At 36.8% G+C, this 18,710-nt stretch carries 18 protein-coding genes, 1 pseudogene and 2 riboswitches; of the genes and pseudogenes, 15 read left to right on the plus strand and 4 right to left on the minus strand.

Features of this window, described 5'->3' with window-relative positions:
• Window positions 1-22: 22 nt before the first annotated feature.
• Window positions 23-138: riboswitch (FMN riboswitch) on the plus strand.
• Between the two features lie 154 nt (window positions 139-292).
• Window positions 293-407, plus strand: a riboswitch (FMN riboswitch).
• A gap of 142 nt (window positions 408-549) precedes the next feature.
• The 13 genes and pseudogenes from ribD to BR50_RS07900 all read left to right on the plus strand — a co-directional run bounded on the left by ribD (window position 550) and on the right by BR50_RS07900 (window position 14,054).
• Complete coding sequence (gene ribD, locus BR50_RS07840; RefSeq protein WP_178377459.1) at window positions 550-1,623, plus strand: bifunctional diaminohydroxyphosphoribosylaminopyrimidine deaminase/5-amino-6-(5-phosphoribosylamino)uracil reductase RibD; 1,074 nt, start codon at window positions 550-552, stop codon at window positions 1,621-1,623.
• Window positions 1,624-1,647: 24 nt separating this feature from the next.
• Window positions 1,648-2,301: a riboflavin synthase gene (locus BR50_RS07845; RefSeq protein WP_034547681.1), complete on the plus strand. Its 654-nt coding sequence runs from the start codon at window positions 1,648-1,650 to the stop codon at window positions 2,299-2,301.
• Window positions 2,302-2,319: 18 nt separating this feature from the next.
• Window positions 2,320-3,513, plus strand: a complete 1,194-nt coding sequence (locus BR50_RS07850; protein ID WP_081884489.1) for a bifunctional 3,4-dihydroxy-2-butanone-4-phosphate synthase/GTP cyclohydrolase II — start codon at window positions 2,320-2,322, stop codon at window positions 3,511-3,513.
• Between the two features lie 51 nt (window positions 3,514-3,564).
• A complete protein-coding gene (gene ribH, locus BR50_RS07855; RefSeq protein WP_034547683.1) occupies window positions 3,565-4,026 on the plus strand; it encodes a 6,7-dimethyl-8-ribityllumazine synthase in 462 nt (153 codons plus the stop codon).
• Between the two features lie 9 nt (window positions 4,027-4,035).
• Window positions 4,036-4,701 carry an HAD family hydrolase gene (locus BR50_RS07860; protein WP_034547685.1) on the plus strand — a complete coding sequence of 222 codons (666 nt, stop codon included), beginning with the start codon at window positions 4,036-4,038 and terminating at the stop codon, window positions 4,699-4,701.
• A 367-nt stretch (window positions 4,702-5,068) separates the two neighbouring features.
• Window positions 5,069-6,058, plus strand: a complete 990-nt coding sequence (locus tag BR50_RS07865; RefSeq protein ID WP_034547687.1) for a mannose/fructose/sorbose PTS transporter subunit IIA — start codon at window positions 5,069-5,071, stop codon at window positions 6,056-6,058.
• A gap of 41 nt (window positions 6,059-6,099) precedes the next feature.
• Window positions 6,100-6,900, plus strand: a complete 801-nt coding sequence (locus BR50_RS07870; protein WP_034547688.1) for a PTS mannose/fructose/sorbose transporter subunit IIC — start codon at window positions 6,100-6,102, stop codon at window positions 6,898-6,900.
• A 21-nt stretch (window positions 6,901-6,921) separates the two neighbouring features.
• Complete coding sequence (locus BR50_RS07875; protein WP_034547690.1) at window positions 6,922-7,833, plus strand: PTS system mannose/fructose/sorbose family transporter subunit IID; 912 nt, start codon at window positions 6,922-6,924, stop codon at window positions 7,831-7,833.
• A gap of 146 nt (window positions 7,834-7,979) precedes the next feature.
• Entirely contained in the window at window positions 7,980-8,357 is a 378-nt protein-coding gene (locus BR50_RS07880) for a DUF956 family protein (protein WP_034547692.1), read from the plus strand.
• Window positions 8,358-8,565: 208 nt separating this feature from the next.
• Window positions 8,566-8,967, plus strand: a complete 402-nt coding sequence (locus BR50_RS07885; RefSeq protein ID WP_034547694.1) for a (deoxy)nucleoside triphosphate pyrophosphohydrolase — start codon at window positions 8,566-8,568, stop codon at window positions 8,965-8,967.
• Window positions 8,964-11,837: pseudogene (locus tag BR50_RS07890) on the plus strand (DEAD/DEAH box helicase). The gene BR50_RS07885 and the pseudogene BR50_RS07890 overlap by 4 nt, the downstream one beginning before the upstream one ends.
• Window positions 11,838-12,085: 248 nt before the next feature.
• Complete coding sequence (locus BR50_RS07895) at window positions 12,086-13,006, plus strand: alpha/beta fold hydrolase (RefSeq protein ID WP_034547696.1); 921 nt, start codon at window positions 12,086-12,088, stop codon at window positions 13,004-13,006.
• A 451-nt stretch (window positions 13,007-13,457) separates the two neighbouring features.
• Window positions 13,458-14,054 carry a polymer-forming cytoskeletal protein gene (locus BR50_RS07900; protein WP_342741929.1) on the plus strand — a complete coding sequence of 199 codons (597 nt, stop codon included), beginning with the start codon at window positions 13,458-13,460 and terminating at the stop codon, window positions 14,052-14,054.
• Window positions 14,055-14,164: 110 nt separating this feature from the next.
• On the opposite strand, the gene BR50_RS07905 is transcribed toward BR50_RS07900, so the two are convergent.
• Window positions 14,165-15,124, minus strand: coding sequence for an IS30 family transposase (locus BR50_RS07905; protein WP_034545409.1), 960 nt, complete (start codon window positions 15,122-15,124; stop codon window positions 14,165-14,167).
• A 189-nt stretch (window positions 15,125-15,313) separates the two neighbouring features.
• On the opposite strand from BR50_RS07905, the gene BR50_RS07910 reads away from it, so the two are divergent.
• Window positions 15,314-16,123, plus strand: coding sequence for an aldo/keto reductase family protein (locus BR50_RS07910; protein ID WP_034547697.1), 810 nt, complete (start codon window positions 15,314-15,316; stop codon window positions 16,121-16,123).
• A 14-nt stretch (window positions 16,124-16,137) separates the two neighbouring features.
• Entirely contained in the window at window positions 16,138-16,578 is a 441-nt protein-coding gene (locus tag BR50_RS07915; RefSeq protein ID WP_034547698.1) for a VOC family protein, read from the plus strand.
• A 339-nt stretch (window positions 16,579-16,917) separates the two neighbouring features.
• Here the strand turns inward: BR50_RS07915 and BR50_RS07920 are convergent, their stop codons facing one another.
• From BR50_RS07920 to BR50_RS07930, 3 genes are all read right to left on the minus strand, one after another.
• Window positions 16,918-17,250: an MGMT family protein gene (locus BR50_RS07920; RefSeq protein ID WP_034547699.1), complete on the minus strand. Its 333-nt coding sequence runs from the start codon at window positions 17,248-17,250 to the stop codon at window positions 16,918-16,920.
• A 112-nt stretch (window positions 17,251-17,362) separates the two neighbouring features.
• Complete coding sequence (locus BR50_RS07925; RefSeq protein ID WP_034549095.1) at window positions 17,363-17,986, minus strand: amino acid ABC transporter permease; 624 nt, start codon at window positions 17,984-17,986, stop codon at window positions 17,363-17,365.
• A gap of 43 nt (window positions 17,987-18,029) precedes the next feature.
• A complete protein-coding gene (locus BR50_RS07930; protein WP_034547700.1) occupies window positions 18,030-18,677 on the minus strand; it encodes an amino acid ABC transporter permease in 648 nt (215 codons plus the stop codon).
• Window positions 18,678-18,710: the final 33 nt, after the last annotated feature.

Raw genomic sequence — 18,710 nt, forward strand, 5'->3', positions numbered from 1 at the left:
ATACTCTTACCTTATAAAATTAAATAGTCTTCAGGGCAGGGTGTAAGTCCCTACCGGTGGTAAAAGCCCACGAGCCGTAAGGCAGATTCGGTCAGATTCCGAAGCCGACAGTATAGTCTGGATAAAGCGAAGACAAATCGATTGCAGAAAAACTTGGATAACTGAGGTCTTATTTTAAGATCTATGGGAACCATAAGTTTATTAAGCAACTATTAAATAGTCTTATTTAGCCATAAGTCGAAGCCCTGGATGTAAAAGTCTGGGGCTTTTTTGTGTAGAGTTGTAAAAATTGAATAGTCTTCAGGGCAGGGTGCAAGTCCCTACCGGTGGTAAAGCCCACGAGCCGTAAGGCAGATTCGGTCAAATTCCGAAGCCGACAGTATAGTCTGGATAAAGCGAAGACAAAGTTTAAAGAGTTCAAAAGTAACCGAGTACAGCGTATGCGGATTTATTTGTTGAGCCTTGCAAACAAAAATGATAAAAGCCCTGAGAATTAATTCTTTGGGCTTTTTTATTTTGAATGGAGTGAGAGTGTTGGATGAACTATATATGAGAATGGCACTGGACCTAGCCAAAAAAGGCAAAGGCTGGACAGCCCCGAATCCCTTAGTTGGAGCTGTGATCGTGAAAGCTGGACGAATTATCGGACAAGGCTATCACGAAAAATATGGACAGCCCCATGCGGAAGTAAATGCTATCGCATCAGCAAAAGAAGATGTGAGCGGAGCAACGCTATATGTCACACTAGAACCTTGTTCCCATTTTGGGAAGACGCCTCCCTGTTCAGACTTACTGATAGATAAGAAAATTAAGCGGGTAGTCGTGGGAACACTCGATCCAAATCCGCTAGTTGCTGGAAAAGGAATTGAAAGGCTTCGTAAGAATGGGATTGAGGTAGTCTCAGGTCTTTTAGAAGAAGAGAGCCAACGATTGAACGAGATTTTTATAAAATACATTGTCACTAAAGAACCTTTTGTCGTTATGAAAAATGCGATGTCCTTAGATGGTAAAATTGCCACGGTGACTGGCGAATCGCAATGGATCTCTGGTGAAAAAGCTAGAAAACAAGTACATTGCCTACGACATGAATTGTCTGGAATCATGGTAGGAGTAGAAACAGTTATTAAAGATGATCCGCAATTAACTGCTAGAATTCCAAACAGCAATAATCCTATTAGAATCGTTGTGGATAGTCAGCTAAGGATCCCGATTGCTTCAACCATATTGACGGATCAAGATAAAGCTAAAACAATTATCGCCACTACTAAAAGAGCAGACAGAGAAAAATTAGCGACCTTAAAGCAAATGGGTATTGAAGTCATCATGACCAAAGAGAAGTCTGGGAGAGTAAATTTACGAGAATTAATGAGAACATTAGGAGCTATGGGTATCGATAGTATTTTGTTGGAAGGTGGAGCTACCTTGAACTTTTCGGCTTTGGAAGAAAATATTGTGGACAAAATACAGACCTATATTGCACCAAAAATCATCGGAGGAAAAAATGCTAAAACGGCTGTTGAAGGAGCAGGTATCCTATCATTAAAAAATGCTTTCCAAATCAATCGGTTGACGGCTGTGATGGTCGGAGAGGATCTGTTTTTGGAAGGATATATGGATAAGTAAAAATCGGTTAATAGGAGGTAATATATGTTTACTGGAATTATTGAAGAAATGGGAATCATTAAATCAATCAAACAAGCTGAAAAGTCCTCAGTTCTTAGAATTAAAGGTCAAAAAGTGTTGCAAGGAACGCATGTCGGAGACAGCATCTCGACAAACGGTATTTGTTTGACAGTGACAAAAATAGAAAAAGATTTTTTTGAGGCGGATGTCATGTCCGAATCCTTGAAAAGGACTAACATAGGCGAATTAGCTCCTGGAAGTTACGTCAATCTGGAACGGGCATTGAGTTTGGCAACTCGGCTTGGCGGACATATGGTTAGTGGTCACATCGACGGGACAGGTCAGATAAGAGAATTTAGACGTGATGGCAATGCTGTTTGGATCACGGTTGAAACAAGTCCTGAATTGTTACGGTACATTATTGAAAAAGGCTCCATAGCTATTGATGGTGTAAGCTTGACGGTCGTGACGGTGGATGACCAGTCTTTCCAAGTCTCTGTGATTCCGCATACAGGAGAGGAAACAGTTTTGCTGCAGAAGCAGCCTGGTAGCACCGTCAATCTTGAATGCGATATGATCGGAAAGTATGTCGAAAAATTATTAGGAATAGATTCGAAAGAGCGCGTTCAAGAGAGTCAAGTAACGGAAGGCTTTTTAAAAGAAAATGGGTTCTTTTAGAACAGAATGGAGAGAGATATGTTTAATACAATTGAAGAATTACTTGCCGATTTGAGAGCTGGAAAAAATATATTACTGGTAGATGATGAAGATAGAGAAAACGAAGGAGACATTATCTGTGCTGCTGAGTTTGCTACGACAGCTAATGTGAACTTTATGGCTAGTTATGCTAAAGGTCTCATCTGTATGCCCATAGCCAAAAGCTATACTAAAAAGTTAGGCTTGTCACAAATGAGTCTGGATAGTACAGATAACCATGGAACAGCTTTTACTATTTCAGTAGATCATGTAGAGACCACAACTGGGATTTCGGCTGTGGAACGATCATTGACAGCTATGAGATTGGTTTCCGATGATGCAAAACCGGAAGATTTTAGAAGACCAGGGCATATGTTCCCGTTAGAAGCTGTTGACGGAGGTGTATTGGTCCGGAATGGACATACAGAAGCAACGGTCGACTTGATGCGTTTAGCAGGGTTACAACCTGCTGGGTTATGTTGTGAGATCATGAGTGAAGATGGAACAATGGCAAGGAGAAATGAGTTGTTGGATTTGGCCAAAGAGCATCAGTTGAAAATCGGTACAATTGCCGACTTGGTTGAGTATCGTAAAACCAAAGAACAGATTATTTTCCGTCAATCTAAAGCACTATTGCCCACCAAATACGGCGATTTTGAAATTTACAGCTATGAACATGCAATTACGGGTGAACACCATGTTGCTTTGGTCATGGGTGATGTCAGCGATGGGGAGCCGGTACTTTGCCGTATCCATTCAGAATGCTTAACAGGTGATGTGTTTGGTTCTAAAAAATGCGACTGTGGTCAACAGTTGGATGCAGCAATGAAACACATTGCTGATGAAGGCCGTGGTGCTTTGGTGTATATGCGACAAGAGGGTCGTGGTATCGGATTGGTCAATAAAATAAGAGCATATGCACTTCAAGATCAAGGATACGATACAATCGAAGCGAACTTGGCGCTAGGTTTCCCGGCTGACATGCGAGAATACTATGAAAGTAAACAAATTTTTGATGACTTGGGTGTTTCTCAACTGCGTCTGATGACCAATAACCCACTAAAAGTAGAAAGTATGAAAAAATATGGTTTAGATATTGTGGAAAGAGTTTCGCTTCAAATGGAGGCTTATAAAGAAGATGAAGCCTATCTAAAAACCAAGCAAGAAAAAATGAAACATTATTTGAACTATTAAAATAAAGAATTATGCACCACTAAAAAAATAGCTTAACTGGAGGAATAAAAAATGAACGTATTCGAAGGACAATTAATTGCTAAAGATTTAAAAGTAGGTATCGTAGTTGCACGGTTTAATGAGTTTATTGGTTCAAAATTATTGAGTGGTGCATTGGATGGGTTGAAAAGACACGGCATGTCAGAGGAAGAAATCACAGTTGCCTGGGTACCAGGAGCTTATGAAATTCCGTTAATTGCACAAAAAATGGCAGCTTCAGGAAAGTATGATGCTATTATTACTTTAGGAGCTGTGATCAAAGGAGCTACATCGCACTACGATTATGTGTGTGCTGAAGTTTCAAAAGGAGTAGCTACAGCTGCAATGAACACAGGTGTACCTGTAATGTTCGGTGTCTTAACGACAGATAACATTGAACAAGCAATTGAGCGTGCCGGTACTAAAGCTGGAAATAAAGGGTATGACTCAGCTGTTTCGGCCATTGAAATGGCTAATTTACTGAAAGCTATATAAGTTCTGATCATGGATGAACCAAGACTAAAGAGCACTCAGACGATTGTTTTTGATTATGATGGTACTTTACAAGATAGTACGGCAAACTATATTACTGCTTTCAAAACTGCTTACAACTACTTGGTCGATAATCAAAAGGCTGTCCCAAAAGATTGGAAAGACGAAGAAATCACTAAATGGTTAGGGTATAGCAGTAAAGATATGTGGGAAAACTTTATGCCTGATTTAGATGCTGAATATCAAATAGCAGCTTCAAAAATCATAGGAGAAACCTTATTAAAAAAAGCTCTTGCAAAAGAAGCGATACTATATCCAAGAGTTTTAGAAACCTTGGCTTACTTAAACAGTAAGGGATATAACCTTATCTTTTTAAGTAATTGCAGCAATGATTATATGAAAGCACATCAGCAAGCTTTTCAGTTAAATCATTACTTCGTTGATATGTACTGTACAGAATCTTTTGGGTATATCCCTAAATATGACATCTTTCAAATGTTTAAAGATCAATATAAAGAAAACTTTCTTATTGTAGGAGATCGCATACATGACTTTGAAATTGGCCACTACCATAATATAGTTACTATAGGCTGTAACTATGGTTTTGGAACGGAGGAAGAACTGCAGAAATCAGATATAAGGATAAATGATATCCAAGAATTACAAGAAATGTTGTAAACTTAAAATTTAAATAATACACTAAAGATAAAAAAGTTAAAAAACGAAAAACACGTTACCGATACACTAATTAGTGTATCGGTAACGTGTTTTTATTCCACTTGATAACGTTGGTGTTTAAGTGTTTTTTATTGATACACTAAAATTGGCACGATATTTGCATTATAATAAGTAATGGACAATATTAATAATACAATTAAAGTAATCTAAACTGTAAACGGTTAGATTGCGAATGAAAGGTGGCGGTGGTGTTAGCAATTAGGAAGATGTTCGAAGGTTAGACGAAAACTAATAAAAAGGAAAAAATCAATTCTGTTAGTCGAGTCTAATTAGAAAAATAGAAATAAACTATTTAGGAGGTAGAAGTATGGTAGGAATTATACTAGCAAGCCATGGCGAATTCGCTGAAGGCATCTTGCAATCTGGCGCAATGATTTTTGGAGAACAAGAAAATGTTAAAGCTATTACCCTTATGCCAAGTGAAGGCCCAGAAGATGTAAAAGCAAAAATGAAAACTGCAATTGCATCGTTTGACGATCAAGATGAAGTATTATTCTTAGTTGATCTATGGGGAGGTACTCCATTTAATCAAGCTAACACATTGTTTGAAGAACGCAAAGATAAATGGGCAATCGTTTCTGGATTGAATTTACCAATGGTAATTGAAGCTTATGCATCTCGTTTGTCAATGACTTCAGCTCAAGAAATTGCAGCACATGTTATTGAAACAGCAAAAGAAGGCGTAAGAATTAGACCAGAAGAATTAGAACCAGCACCAACTGCTAGTGCAGCTGCTGCACCAGTACAAGGTTCGATCCCACCAGGTACAGTAAGGGGTGACGGTAAAATCAAACTAGTTTTGACACGTGTTGATTCTCGTTTGTTGCATGGTCAAGTAGCAACAGCTTGGACAAAATCTGTGTTACCAAGTCGCATTCTTATCGTTTCAGATGATGTAGCTAAAGATGATCTTCGTAAAAGATTGATCGAACAGGCAGCACCACCGGGAGTTAAAGCTAACGTTGTTCCAATCAATAAAATGATTGAAATTTCTAAGGATCCCCGTTTTGGAGATACGAAAGCATTATTGTTATTCGAAAATCCAAGAGATGTTGTCAGAGCTATGGAAGGCGGCGTAGACATTAAAGAAGTTAACGTTGGTTCACTAGCACATTCAGTTGGTAAAGTTGTCGTTAATAAAGTTCTTTCTATGGGACAAGAAGATGTAAAAGCTTTTGAAGAGATGAAAGCAAAAGGCATTAAATTTGATGTACGTAAAGTACCAAATGATTCTAGTGCTAATATGGAAGACCTTCTTAAAAAAGCAAAAAATGAATTAGCACGTGCAGTAAAATAAAATAGAATTAAAATAAAATTAAATTAAATAGGAGGCCTATTATGTCTATTATATCAATGATTCTAGTAATTCTTATTGCTTTCCTAGCAGGTATGGAAGGAATCTTAGATGAATTCCAATTCCATCAACCACTAGTAGCATGTACATTAATCGGTTTAGCAACTGGTAATTTGACAGCAGGTATTGTTCTTGGCGGAACACTTCAAATGATTGCACTTGGTTGGGCAAACATTGGAGCAGCCGTAGCACCAGATGCTGCATTAGCATCAGTTGCATCAGCAATTATTTTAGTATTAGGTGGACAAGGCGTTGCCGGAGTTCCATCAGCGATCGCAATTGCGGTTCCACTTGCAGTAGCAGGACTTTTCTTAACAATGGTTGTTCGTACATTAGCTGTACCTATCGTACATTTAATGGACAGTGCAGCTGAAGATGGTAATTTCAGAAAAATCGAAATGTTACATCTATCAGCAGTAGCTATGCAAGGGGTTCGTATTGCAATTCCTGCAGCAGCACTTTTATTCATCCCAGCACAAACTGTTCAATCTTTCTTAGAGTCAATGCCAGCATGGTTAACTGAAGGTATGGCAATTGGTGGAGGAATGGTTGTTGCGGTTGGTTATGCATTAGTAATCAACATGATGGCAACAAGAGAAGTATGGCCGTTCTTCATTATCGGTTTTGTAGTAGCAGCTATTTCACAATTAACACTTATTGCTCTTGGTGCAATTGGCGTAGCTCTTGCTCTAATTTACTTGAACCTTTCTAAAATGGGAGGCTCATCAAATGGCGGCGGAAGCAGCTCAGGTGACCCACTAGGCGATATCTTAAACGATTATTAATTCCGAAGGAGGAGAAGAGACATGGCAGAAAAAATCGAGTTATCAAAAAAAGATCGCTTATCCGTAGCATGGCGCTCAACGTTCATCCAAGGTTCTTGGAACTATGAACGTATGCAAAATGGTGGTTGGGCATATGCAATGATCCCAGCAATTAAAAAATTATATTCAACTCAAGAGGACCAAGCAGCAGCGTTAAAACGTCACTTGGAATTCTTTAATACTCACCCATATATTGCTTCACCAATTCTTGGAGTTACATTAGCACTTGAAGAAGAACGTGCTAATGGCGCAGCAGTTGATGATGTAGCAATTCAAGGGGTTAAAGTTGGGATGATGGGTCCTTTAGCCGGTGTTGGCGATCCAGTCTTCTGGTTTACTGTACGTCCGATGTTAGGTGCTCTAGGAGCATCATTAGCAATGGGTGGAAGTATTCTTGGACCAATCATTTTCTTCGTAGCTTGGAACCTAATTCGTTGGGGATTCATGTGGTATACACAAGAACTTGGTTATACAGCCGGTTCTAAAATCACTGATGACCTTTCAGGCGGCTTATTGCAAGATATTACAAAAGGTGCATCAATTTTAGGTATGTTCGTACTGGCTGCGCTGGTACAGCGTTGGGTATCAATTAGTTTCCAACCTGTCGTTTCCGAAGTTCAATTAGACGATGGCGCATTTATTGTATGGAATGAACTTCCTAATGGCGGTGAAGGTGTTCGCCAAGCTTTTGAACAAGTAAATTCAGGATTGGCACTTTCACCTATTAAAGTAACAACTTTACAAAACAACTTGGATCAATTGATCCCAGGTTTAGCTGCATTAGGTTTAACAATGGGTTGTATGTGGTTGCTTAAGCATAAAGTTAATCCAATCGTCATCATTCTTGGCTTATTCGTAGTCGGAATCCTTGGACATGTAATCGGACTTCTATAATATAATGCATATTTGAAATCTGTGAAGCGCTAATAGTTTTAATATAAAAAGTGGCTGGGATTCTCTCAGTCACTTTTTATATTGCCTAAATCATTTAAAACAACGTATAATGAATGTAACAAGTTAAAAGAAATGGAGCGGATAGAATGGTTGAATCAATTAATACACAGGTAGACTTGGTAATAGATGCCACCGCTTTTACGGGATTAACGGATTATGGGAAAATTATGATTGGCGATAATGGGTTCGAATTTTTTAATGCCCGTGACCCTCGTAAATATATCCAAATTCCGTGGGAAGAAGTAGAAGAAGTTATCGCCTCTGTGGTATTTAAGGGGAAATGGATCCCACGTTATGCGATTAAAACGAAGAAATCAGGAACGTTTACTTTTTCTTCTAAAAATCCTAAGAAAGTTCTTCGAGCTATACAAAAATATATAGAGCCAAGTCATATGGTACAGTCCCTAAGTTTTATGGATGTTATGAAACGCGCTGCTAAATCAATTTTTAAAAAGAAAAAATAAAGCTTATCAAATCTATTTTTTGATTGATATTTTTTGCCTAGAACGGTTAATTTCTAGGCTTTTTTTGTGGATTTATTCATATTTGCAATAGAATAAGGAAGAATCGTTTACTTGTATAGGTAGCTTTCTTTCTTGTAAATTGATCTTTAAAGTTAGGAACTCTAATGATAAAATGAGAATATGAAACGAAAAGAAAGAAGTGGATCTATTGAAAGCTATAGATGTTGTAGGTGCTATCATCATAAAGAATGGTATGGTTTTATGTGCACAAAGAGGAGAAGAGCGATCTTTGGCACACATGTGGGAATTTCCTGGCGGTAAAATTGAAGTCGGTGAGACGCCCCATGAGGCTTTGATTCGCGAATTAAGAGAAGAATTAAGGATCGAAGTAGATGTCCAATTTGAGAAATTTGAAGTAACTAGCTACCAGTATGATTTCGGTTTAGTAAACTTGACAACCTTTGTTTGCAGCCTGAAAAAAGGTACACCACAGTTATCTGAACATAGTGCAGTAGAATGGTTAAAGCCAGTAGAACTAAATAGCTTACAATGGGCACCAGCAGATATACCAGCAGTTGAAAAATTAATGAAAGAAAAAGTAAGCTTATGACGGATATTTTAGAGCAGTCTTTGAAAAAAGCTTTTATTGATCATAAAGTTGGAGCTTCTTTGTATGATCCAAAATTTATTATTAATGACACAAAGAATAAACAATTTATGTTAAATGTGTTACAAAATGAATTAGATTCTTGTGAAGAATTCTTTTTTTCCGTAGCTTTTTTAACTCAAGCTGGATTAGCAGCATTAAAGACCAAATTAGCCGATTTACATACACAGGGAATCAAAGGGAAGATAGTGACTTCAATTTACTTAGCATTCAACCAACCGGCTGTCTTTGAAGATTTATTAAAGATACCGAATATAGAAGTGCGTATTTCAAAGCAGCAAGGATTTCATTCTAAAGGCTACCTTTTTAAGCAACAAGGGTTTCATTCTTTTATTATCGGCAGTTCAAATTTAACGATAAGTGCATTAAAAATCAATTATGAATGGAATGTTCGATTGACATCGTATGAACATGGTCAAATGTTGCGAGAGATACAAGTGCATATGGATCAGGAATGGCAAGAAGCTCAAAGGCTGACGCATGAATGGGTCCGTAATTATAAAAAGACTTATCAGCCTATGACTTTTTCTAGGGAAGTAAATAATATTCAGGAACAGACATTAACTGATGAAGGAATCGCTTATATCACACCGAATAAAATGCAAAGAATGGCATTAAACAATCTAAAAAAATTGAGAGAAACTGGAGCAAAAAAAGGGTTGATTATTTCAGCTACCGGGACAGGGAAAACCTATCTATCCGCTTTTGATGTCTTGCAGGCTAAACCAAATCGAGTCTTATTTATAGTTCATAGAGAATAAATTTTAAATAAAGCAAAGAGTGACTATCAAAGAATTATTGGTGGGAACAAAGAAAATTTTGGTATTCTTTCTGGAAATAAAAAAGAAACAAGTGCAAATTATTTGTTTGCAACGATCCAAACGATTTCAAAAGATCTTGTTCTGCAAAAGTTTGCTAAAGATTACTTTGACTACATATTGATCGATGAAGTCCATAAAGCTGGAGCTCAATCTTATCATAGAGTATTAGATTATTTTCAACCGGATTTTTTATTAGGAATGACAGCAACTCCAGAAAGAACAGATGGATTTAATGTTTTCGAATTATTTGATTACAATATTGCTTATGAGATTCGTCTTCAAGAAGCGTTAGAAGAAGAGATGCTTTGTCCATTTCATTATTTTGGAGTCACGGATTATGAAAAAAATGGTGAACTGATATCTGAAGCCACCGATTTGAAGAATCTAATTGAAGAAGAACGGACGGCTTATTTACTAGAAAAACTTGCTTACTATAGTTGTTCTGGTAATACTCCCAAAGGGTTAGTTTTTTGCAGTCGTAAACAAGAAGCCAAGGCTTTAGCCTTATTATTCACTGAAAAATACCATCCTAGTTCTTATCTTTCTGGAGATCATTCGTTAGACGAACGAGAAAAACAAGTTCAACGGTTAGAAAATGGCGAAATTGAATACATCTTTACCGTGGACATTTTTAATGAAGGTATCGATATTCCAAAAATCAATCAAGTGGTAATGCTTCGAAATACAGCCTCCAACATTATTTTTATCCAACAATTAGGGCGTGGTTTAAGAAAAGATTCTTCAAAAGAATATGTCACTGTGATTGATTTTATCGGTAACTATAAAAATAATTATATGATTCCAATGGCGTTGTCTGGAGATATGTCCAGAGATAAGAATAATTTACGTAAAGACACATTTGATACCAATTTTATTTCAGGCGTTTCCTCTGTGAATTTTGAAAGAATTGCAAAACAACACATTTTCTCGTCAATCAATCAAGTATCGATGGATAGCATGAGCGAATTAAAAAAGGCCTTTGAACTGCTCTTCAACCGTCTTGGACGAGTACCATATCTGAAAGACTTTCAAGAACAAAAAACGTTAGATCCTGTCTTGATAGCCAATAAAAAGACGAGCTATTATGACTTTTTAGCGAATATCAAACAAAATGAAGGAACCCTTTGCCAAATGGAAAATCGATTTTTAACGATTGCTTCACGCGAACTCTTACCTGGGATGCGTAAACAAGAATTAATTTTATTACAAAAAATGATGAGTGAACCTGAAAAAAATCTGACATTAGAAGAAATTCATCAGTTGTTTGAACACCATCGTGTCCTAGCAACTGATGAAATGGTGAATTCTGTTTTAAATACATTAAGTTTGGACTTTTATACCGGTTCGATTGCTTCCACTTATAAAGGACAATCATTTATTGAGAAGACGAATGATCAAGTCGGTTTATCGTCATTGTTTAAACAATCAGTGACCAATGATTACTTTACCCATTTGATGACAGATATTCTTTTAACTGGACAACTCAAATCAACAAGCTATAATTCTTCAGAGCCATTAACACGCTATCAAAAATATAAGCGAAAAGATGTCTTGCGTCTATTGAACTGGGAAAAGCAAATGGTTGATCAAAATATTGGTGGGTATACAGCAAGCAAAGGAGAATTTGTTATTTTTGTAACGCTCAAAAAAGGAGAGAATTTCTCAGGGGCACAAATGGCTTATGAAGATGAACTATTGGATACTTCAACGATGAAGTGGTTCACAAAAGCGCCTAGAACGATGAACTCTCCTGAAGTTCAAAAATTAATGCACCCAGATGACTGGAATATACGTGTTTTTGCCAAAAAATCAGATAATGAAGGAACTGAATTTTATTATTTAGGTGAAGTGATACCGTTAAAAGAGTCTATTGTTGAATTAGAAAAACCTGTTCAAAATGGTGGCAAGAAAAAAGTTGTTGAAATGCTTCTAAAATTTATAACACCAATGGATAGTAATCTATACCGTTATTTAGAAGCTGGGCAAGAGTAACAGTACAAAATAATGGGATTAAAATTGCATAAAAGGTATCGTTTCCATTAGTATAAAAGATATATTATAACTTTTAATTGATAAATGGGTAAATTGAGAAGCTTCTGAGGTATAAGTAAATCGCTTATTCCAGAAGAATTTTTGTAATACCAACGCTATTCGTTAAACAATTGAGATGTATAAGTTTTTTAATGAATTAGCATGGAGAATTCATGCTACAGTTGAAAAGTATTCAGGAGGGGTAATTTATGAGAAAGTCATTACTAGTTTCTTTCCTAGTTATTTTATTTGGGTTTATAAGTATGGGGTGTGGAAATGAGAAAATAACGGAGTCTGTTAAAGAAGGTCAAGTACCGGATGCATCCAATTCAATAGATACTAGTGAAATCAATCTGTCCAGTAGTGACTCGTCTGAGCCGCTGACTCCAGATGAGATAGACGTTCCAACGTTGTTTATTCACGGCTACAAAGGATCTGAAGGCACCTTCAGTGGAATGGTGTCGCGTTTTGAAGCCCGTAGTTTTGGAAAGAAAGTTTTAACGGTAACCGTTCAGCCGGATGGCAGTGTTTCTGAAACAGGTGAATGGCAAGAGCAAACGAATAACCCATTGATTCTGGTAGTATTTGCAGACAGTGAAAACAATGAATGGAACCAAGCTGATTGGATCAAAGCTGTGTTGTCCTATTTAAATAACATGCACCAAATCGATGAAGTTAATTTAGTCGGTCACTCCATGGGAGCGGTGAGCAGTTTAAGGTATCTGATTACCTACGGGAGTGAGGGCTCTCTTCCAACGGTCAATAGATTTGTTGCGATCGGTGCACCCTTTAATGACTTTGTGACAGGCAATGAAGAGCAGACTCTTGACGAGCTGAACCAGAATGGTCCTTTGGTCATGAGTGAGCGGTACAGAGATTTTGCTGCTGGTATCCAGAATTACCCTAAAGAAACGACCATGCTGAATATCGTGGGGGACATACAAGATGAATCAGAAGGAGATGGTATCGTTCCGATCAAAAGTGGACTAGCTATTAGTCATTTAATGCAAACGAATGGGCTAGAGTATCGCTACGAAGTCATTACTGGATTAAAAGCCTATCACAGTCAACTGCATGAAAATACTCAAGTAGATGCACTAGTAGCCGATTTTTTATGGGATACTCCATAAGCAAATGATGATCCTTAACCTGTTTAACGTTTTAGAAAATCAGCAAGAAACACAATATACTTAGTCTCCTGTAGGTAGGCATTGATAAACTGGCTTCTATGTGCAGTAGTTCACTAGAAGAATAGATAAGGAAAGTTAGTATGAAATCAGAGAGTAGTAATCAACTGAAAATCTAGAGAATAACAGTATAAAGAGTGAATATAATCAGTGTTTTCAAGTCAAGCTAGTTTGAAAAGGAATAAAGTGATAAACGGGTCCTTGAAAAAAGAGAAGAATACCCTCCGATTTCTGTCACAAAAACAATAAAATATTATTTTTTAAGCGAAACAAGTTGAATAATTCACAAAGATATTGTATGATATAACTAAAGGTATTAATACGTTTGAATTCTTCTTCAAAAATTGTGTTGGTAGCTTTGGAAACGCATAAAAAAAATTGGGGATAAGGAAATATGATGGTTAAATCAAGTAAAAAAAGAGGTTTATTTTTAGGAGTTTGTGCATCACTTATTATTTTGGCAGGTTGTGGCAATAATGAAGAAACGGCAGAAGATTCTTCAACAGCTTCTTCAACTGTAGAGAGTGCAGAAATGGCTTCTTCAACTACAGAAAGTGCAGAAGTAGTTACAACTGCGTCAATCAGTAATGACCCTGCAGATGTAGTGGCAGGACTTAGTGCAGAAGGAACTTGGATTTATGCTATAACAGATGACGTTACTGTATCTGAAGATCTAATTGTTGCTGGGACTTTCTACGACAAAGATGATGAAAGTACAGATGTTTACCGTAAATTAGCATTGTATGCTCAAGATGAAGACCGCAATGTAACGGATGAATTTACTTTAACAGCACCTATGATGACTGTTGAATCACCTAACTTTAGAATCCAAAATGGAACATTCGTTGGAGATGTTATCGTAAAAGCTGAAGGATTCGAACTTTTTGAATCAACAGTTGAAGGAGACGTAACATTTGATTCTCAAGAATTAATGGATGCTGCAAAATTAGATGAAGGTACTGTTACTGGAGAAACTACTGTTGCTGAATAATTAATAAAATATGTTTGATAAAAACTGCTTCTATCTAATAGAGAAGCAGTTTTTTTATTTGAGCAACAACTGTAACTAATTTTACATAGATTTATTTAATATCTGATTTGTCAAATTAAGCTATACAAACTATCTTCATCCATATAACTCATAAAAACTTCCAACGGTGTTTGGTAATTTAGTGACTTCCTTGGAATGTTATTTCGTTTGTGTGCAACAGATGATACGAAAGTCTGGTCAACTTCGTTGAAATCCATTTTTTTTGGCAATCCATCTTTTCGAAGAAGTCCATTAGAATTCTCATTTAAAGCTCGTTGTGAAGGCGTTCCAGGATCAGCGAAGTAAATAGCGACATCATGTTGGTTGCACAAAGATTTCCAGTTGGAAAACTCCTTTCCGCAATCAAACGTAATGGATTTGAATAAATTTTTTGGTATGGCTTGGAACCATTGATTCATGGCATTCTCAATGTCGCAGGCTTTACGCCCTTTGGGCTTTAAGGTAATGATAGCTTTTGATAAAATCTCTACTAGAGTAATAACCGCACTTTTGTGGTGAACACCTACAATGGTATCTCCTTCGATATGACCAAACTCTTCTTTAAATGTGGGATAGTCTATTATTCTTTCAGAGATATTTCGTTTATAAGCTTGTCTACCTCTACGTTCTTGATGTCCGTTAGGTTTTCTTTTCCCTTTCATCGGGAGTGTAACTTCATCGAATATTCTTTCTTTAAACTGCCTATAAAGTGTTCGTACGGAACAGTCTATTGTCATTTCTTTACGGCCAATAATGACATCCGGCGTCCAGCCCTCAGCTACTTTTCCCTTGATATAAAGCTGTTGTTCTTTTGGTAAATCAATTTTTTTGCGTCCACACTGTTTCTTGTTTTTTTTATACCGTAGGTAATGGTCGAAAGCTGTGTGTCCTGCTTTGAAGAACCTGATAACATTATTAATCGGTGTACGAGTACGATTCAAGTAAGTAGCTATTTTAGCAACTGGAACACCTTGGTGGTAATAAGCTTCTATCATCACTAGTTCATCCATGGTAATATGGGTATAGGTCATTCGTGATCACTCCTTGTTTTCTGTGGTTGGAAATACAATTAGAGTGTATCACGAATGGCTTTTTTATTTGTATAGCTTAATCTTACAATCGACGATATAAGAACACTTGAAACTTGACTTAGAACAATTAGAATACTTATTATTAGGGTAGAGAAGTAATTTAAGGAAATAGTAAAGGGGAACGAGCCAATGCAAACTATCACTTTAGCAAATGGACTAGTTATACCAGCAGTTGGAACGGGAACGAATACGTATGGTAAAGAAGGCAACCAATATAATGGAGAATTGAATGGAGATTTCAGTGCATTGAAGTCAGCTATAAAAGCTGGATACCGCTTAATAGATACCGCTATTTCTTACCGAAATGAAGCGGGAGTTGGAACAACTATTCTTGAAAGCGGTATACCTCGCGAAAAATTTTATATTATAACAAAAATTCCTGCAGAGGATGCTTTTATTGGTTCAAAAGAATCCGTTGAAAAAACGGTATTGAAGAGTTTAGAAAACTTGAAAACAGATTATATCGATTTATATTTGATCCATCAACCGATCGAAGATGAAGAAAAGTTAAAACATACATGGGAAGTTTTAGAATCATTTGTGGATAAAGGACAAATCAAGTCGATAGGAGTATCTAATTTTACAATGGAGATGTTGGAAACTGTGCATAACTTTGCTCGTATTCAACCGGTAGTGAACCAAATTCAATCAAATCCACATACATGGAATCATGAATTGATCGATTATTTACTTAAAACGGACGTTGTGCCAATAGCTTGGGGACCGCTAAGTAAAGTCACTCCAGAGCAAATTAATAAATTAAATCATATTGCTGAAAACTATGGGAAAAATTGGGTACAAGTTTTATTGCGTTATCAAATCCAAAGAGGTGTGGTAGTTATCCCCAAATCACATAACGAGGAACATCAGATAACTAATTTAAAATTATTTGACTTTGCATTAACAAAGGAAGATCAATTCTTGATCGAATCGTTATAGGAGGGGACCTTAAAATGAATCGGATCAATTTAGTTTGTCTAGGTGTAAAAGATATAAAAGCTGCGCTAACTTTTTATAAAGGTATCGGGTTTGAAACCTATGAAAAAGCTGATACACCGGCTATTGTTTTTTTTAATAATCAAGGCAGTAAGCTAGAATTATTTCCGATAAAAGAATTAGCCAAGGATATTAATGAAGCCGATCCGCCAGTGATCAAGGACAGAGGATTTAACGGGATCACATTAGCCTGCAATGTGAAATCAGAAAATGAAGTGGATGACTTGATCGAACTCGTAAGGCAAAATGGTGGGAAGATCGTAAAAGAACCTGTGAAAGTTAGCTGGGGCGGATATAGTGGTTATTTTCAAGATGTAGATGGCTATTATTGGGAAATCGCCTATAGTTCTAGCTGGAAATTTGACGAAAATGATATGCTTATAATAGAAAACGTATAAATTCAGGTGAAGGATAAAGTGGAGGTTCAGAAATAGGATGAGTTTGATGTAGAGCCTTGTTTCAGTCTGTTGATAACTGTGTATAACCATAAATGATGACATGAAAAATGGACAATATCAAGCGATTAAAATCATTTTAGCAGAACTTATCCACTGAAAATACCTGTTTTTGTGGATAAGTTGATCCTTATTGGAACATATTTGAGAGGAACGGAAGGTACTGTGGATGAATTTCATATTCATCCACAGTACCAACAACTAGGCAAAAAAAACATTGAATCATTTAAAAAAGACTCAAGGCAACTTCCTTTCTGAGAAGGGTGAGTTGACTTGAGTCTTTTAAAGATCTTCTAGCAGCCAGTCGACGGTTGGATGATAACGATAAACAGCTAAATCAACTTTGCCGGAATCGCTCAAGGCAATACCTTCTGATAATAAATAATCTTTTTGAGTAAAAGCTCCTTGGGTATCTTTGATCGCCACTTCGCCTTTAGCGTTGATGATGCGATGCCATGGTAAATTGTACTTTGAGCTCATGGAATGCAAGATACGGACTACTTGTCTTGCTCCGCGCGGATTGCCAGCGAGAGCAGCTACTTGACCGTAAGTCATTACTTTTCCACTTGGAATCGATTGGATGATTTGGATCACTCGTTCTGTAAAGGGAGTCATAGGGAGGTCCTTTCAATTTTTTATTGACTAAGAAACTTTTTTCTATCGTAACTGAAAAAAAGTCAAAATAATAGCCGTTCACTAAAGTTATTCTCAGTGAGCGGCTATTTGATTAAGTTAATTTTGCTTCAAAACGTTTAGCAAATTTTGCTAAAGTGTAACAGATAATAAAGTAAAAGAATGCTAAAGCAATAAACATCGGAATCACGTAAGTGGTATTTTGACCATAGATGATCCGGGCGTTATGCGTTAATTCTGGTAAAGAGATGATGGTTGCCAGTGAAGTATCTTTGATCAAAGATATCAGCTGACTGACGATTGGAGGAACCATAGCTTTAAAAGCTTGCGGGATAATAATAAACCACAGCGTTTGAAGATAAGTTAATCCGGTAGAACGTCCAGCTTCCATTTGTCCAGAAGGGATAGAATTTAAACCAGCACGAATAATTTCTGAAAGCATAGCAGATTCAAAAATAGTCAATGCAGCTACTGCTGACCAAAAGATATCAAATCGAATACCGATCTGCGGTAAAGCAAAATAAGTGAAGAAGATAATTAAGAGCAAAGGCAAATTACGTACTAAATCAACAATAGCCCCAACAATTTTTGAAAAAATGGGAATTTTCATATATCGGAGCAAACCTAAAATAGCTCCGATAATGAAACTAAAGACAATTGAAAGTAAAGCTACTTCTACTGTTACGAGAAGTCCATCCAGTAAGAAGCGGATATTCATCCATGAAAAAGCTTCTATAATAGTCAAATGATTTCTCCTCCTTTTAAGATGTTACATTTAAGCGACGTTCGATATAACCCATCAAATAAGTTAAAGGTAATGTAATGATGAGGTAAATTGCGCCAATCAAGATGTACGTGTCAAACGTATTAAATGTTTCACTGGCAATTAAATCGCCTTGGTACATTAAATCAAGCCCAGTGACCATTGCTAGAACAGATGAATTTTTCACCAAATTAATAAATTGATTGCCAAGTGGCGGAATCACAATTTTAAAAGCTTGTGGCAATACAATATAACGCATCGTTTCATTTTGGGTCAAACCAGTTGAAAGACCAGCTTCTGTTTGACCTTTAGGTACGCCCATGATCCCAGCACGTACTGTTTCCGCAATAAAGGCAGAAGTATAGATCGTTAAACCAATCGTACCGGCTGTGAAGCCATTCATCGAGAACCAATATAAGGGAATGACGACGTAAAAGAACATCACAATGATCAAAAGCGGAATGTTTTTGAAAAACTCTACGTAAGCATTTGCCAAGATGTTGATCCATTTAGTTTTAGATAATTGTAAAATAGCCATCAAAGTACCAATAATCAGACTAAAAAATAAGGCAATAATACTTGAGTATAATGTATTTAGAAACCCATCAATTAAAACATCTGGGTAGGTTGTTAAGATCGTTAACATAGGTGCACCTCGCTTTTTTATTTCTTAGCAGTA

The organism is Carnobacterium alterfunditum DSM 5972 (genome assembly GCF_000744115.1).
GTDB lineage: Bacteria > Bacillota > Bacilli > Lactobacillales > Carnobacteriaceae > Carnobacterium_B > Carnobacterium_B alterfunditum.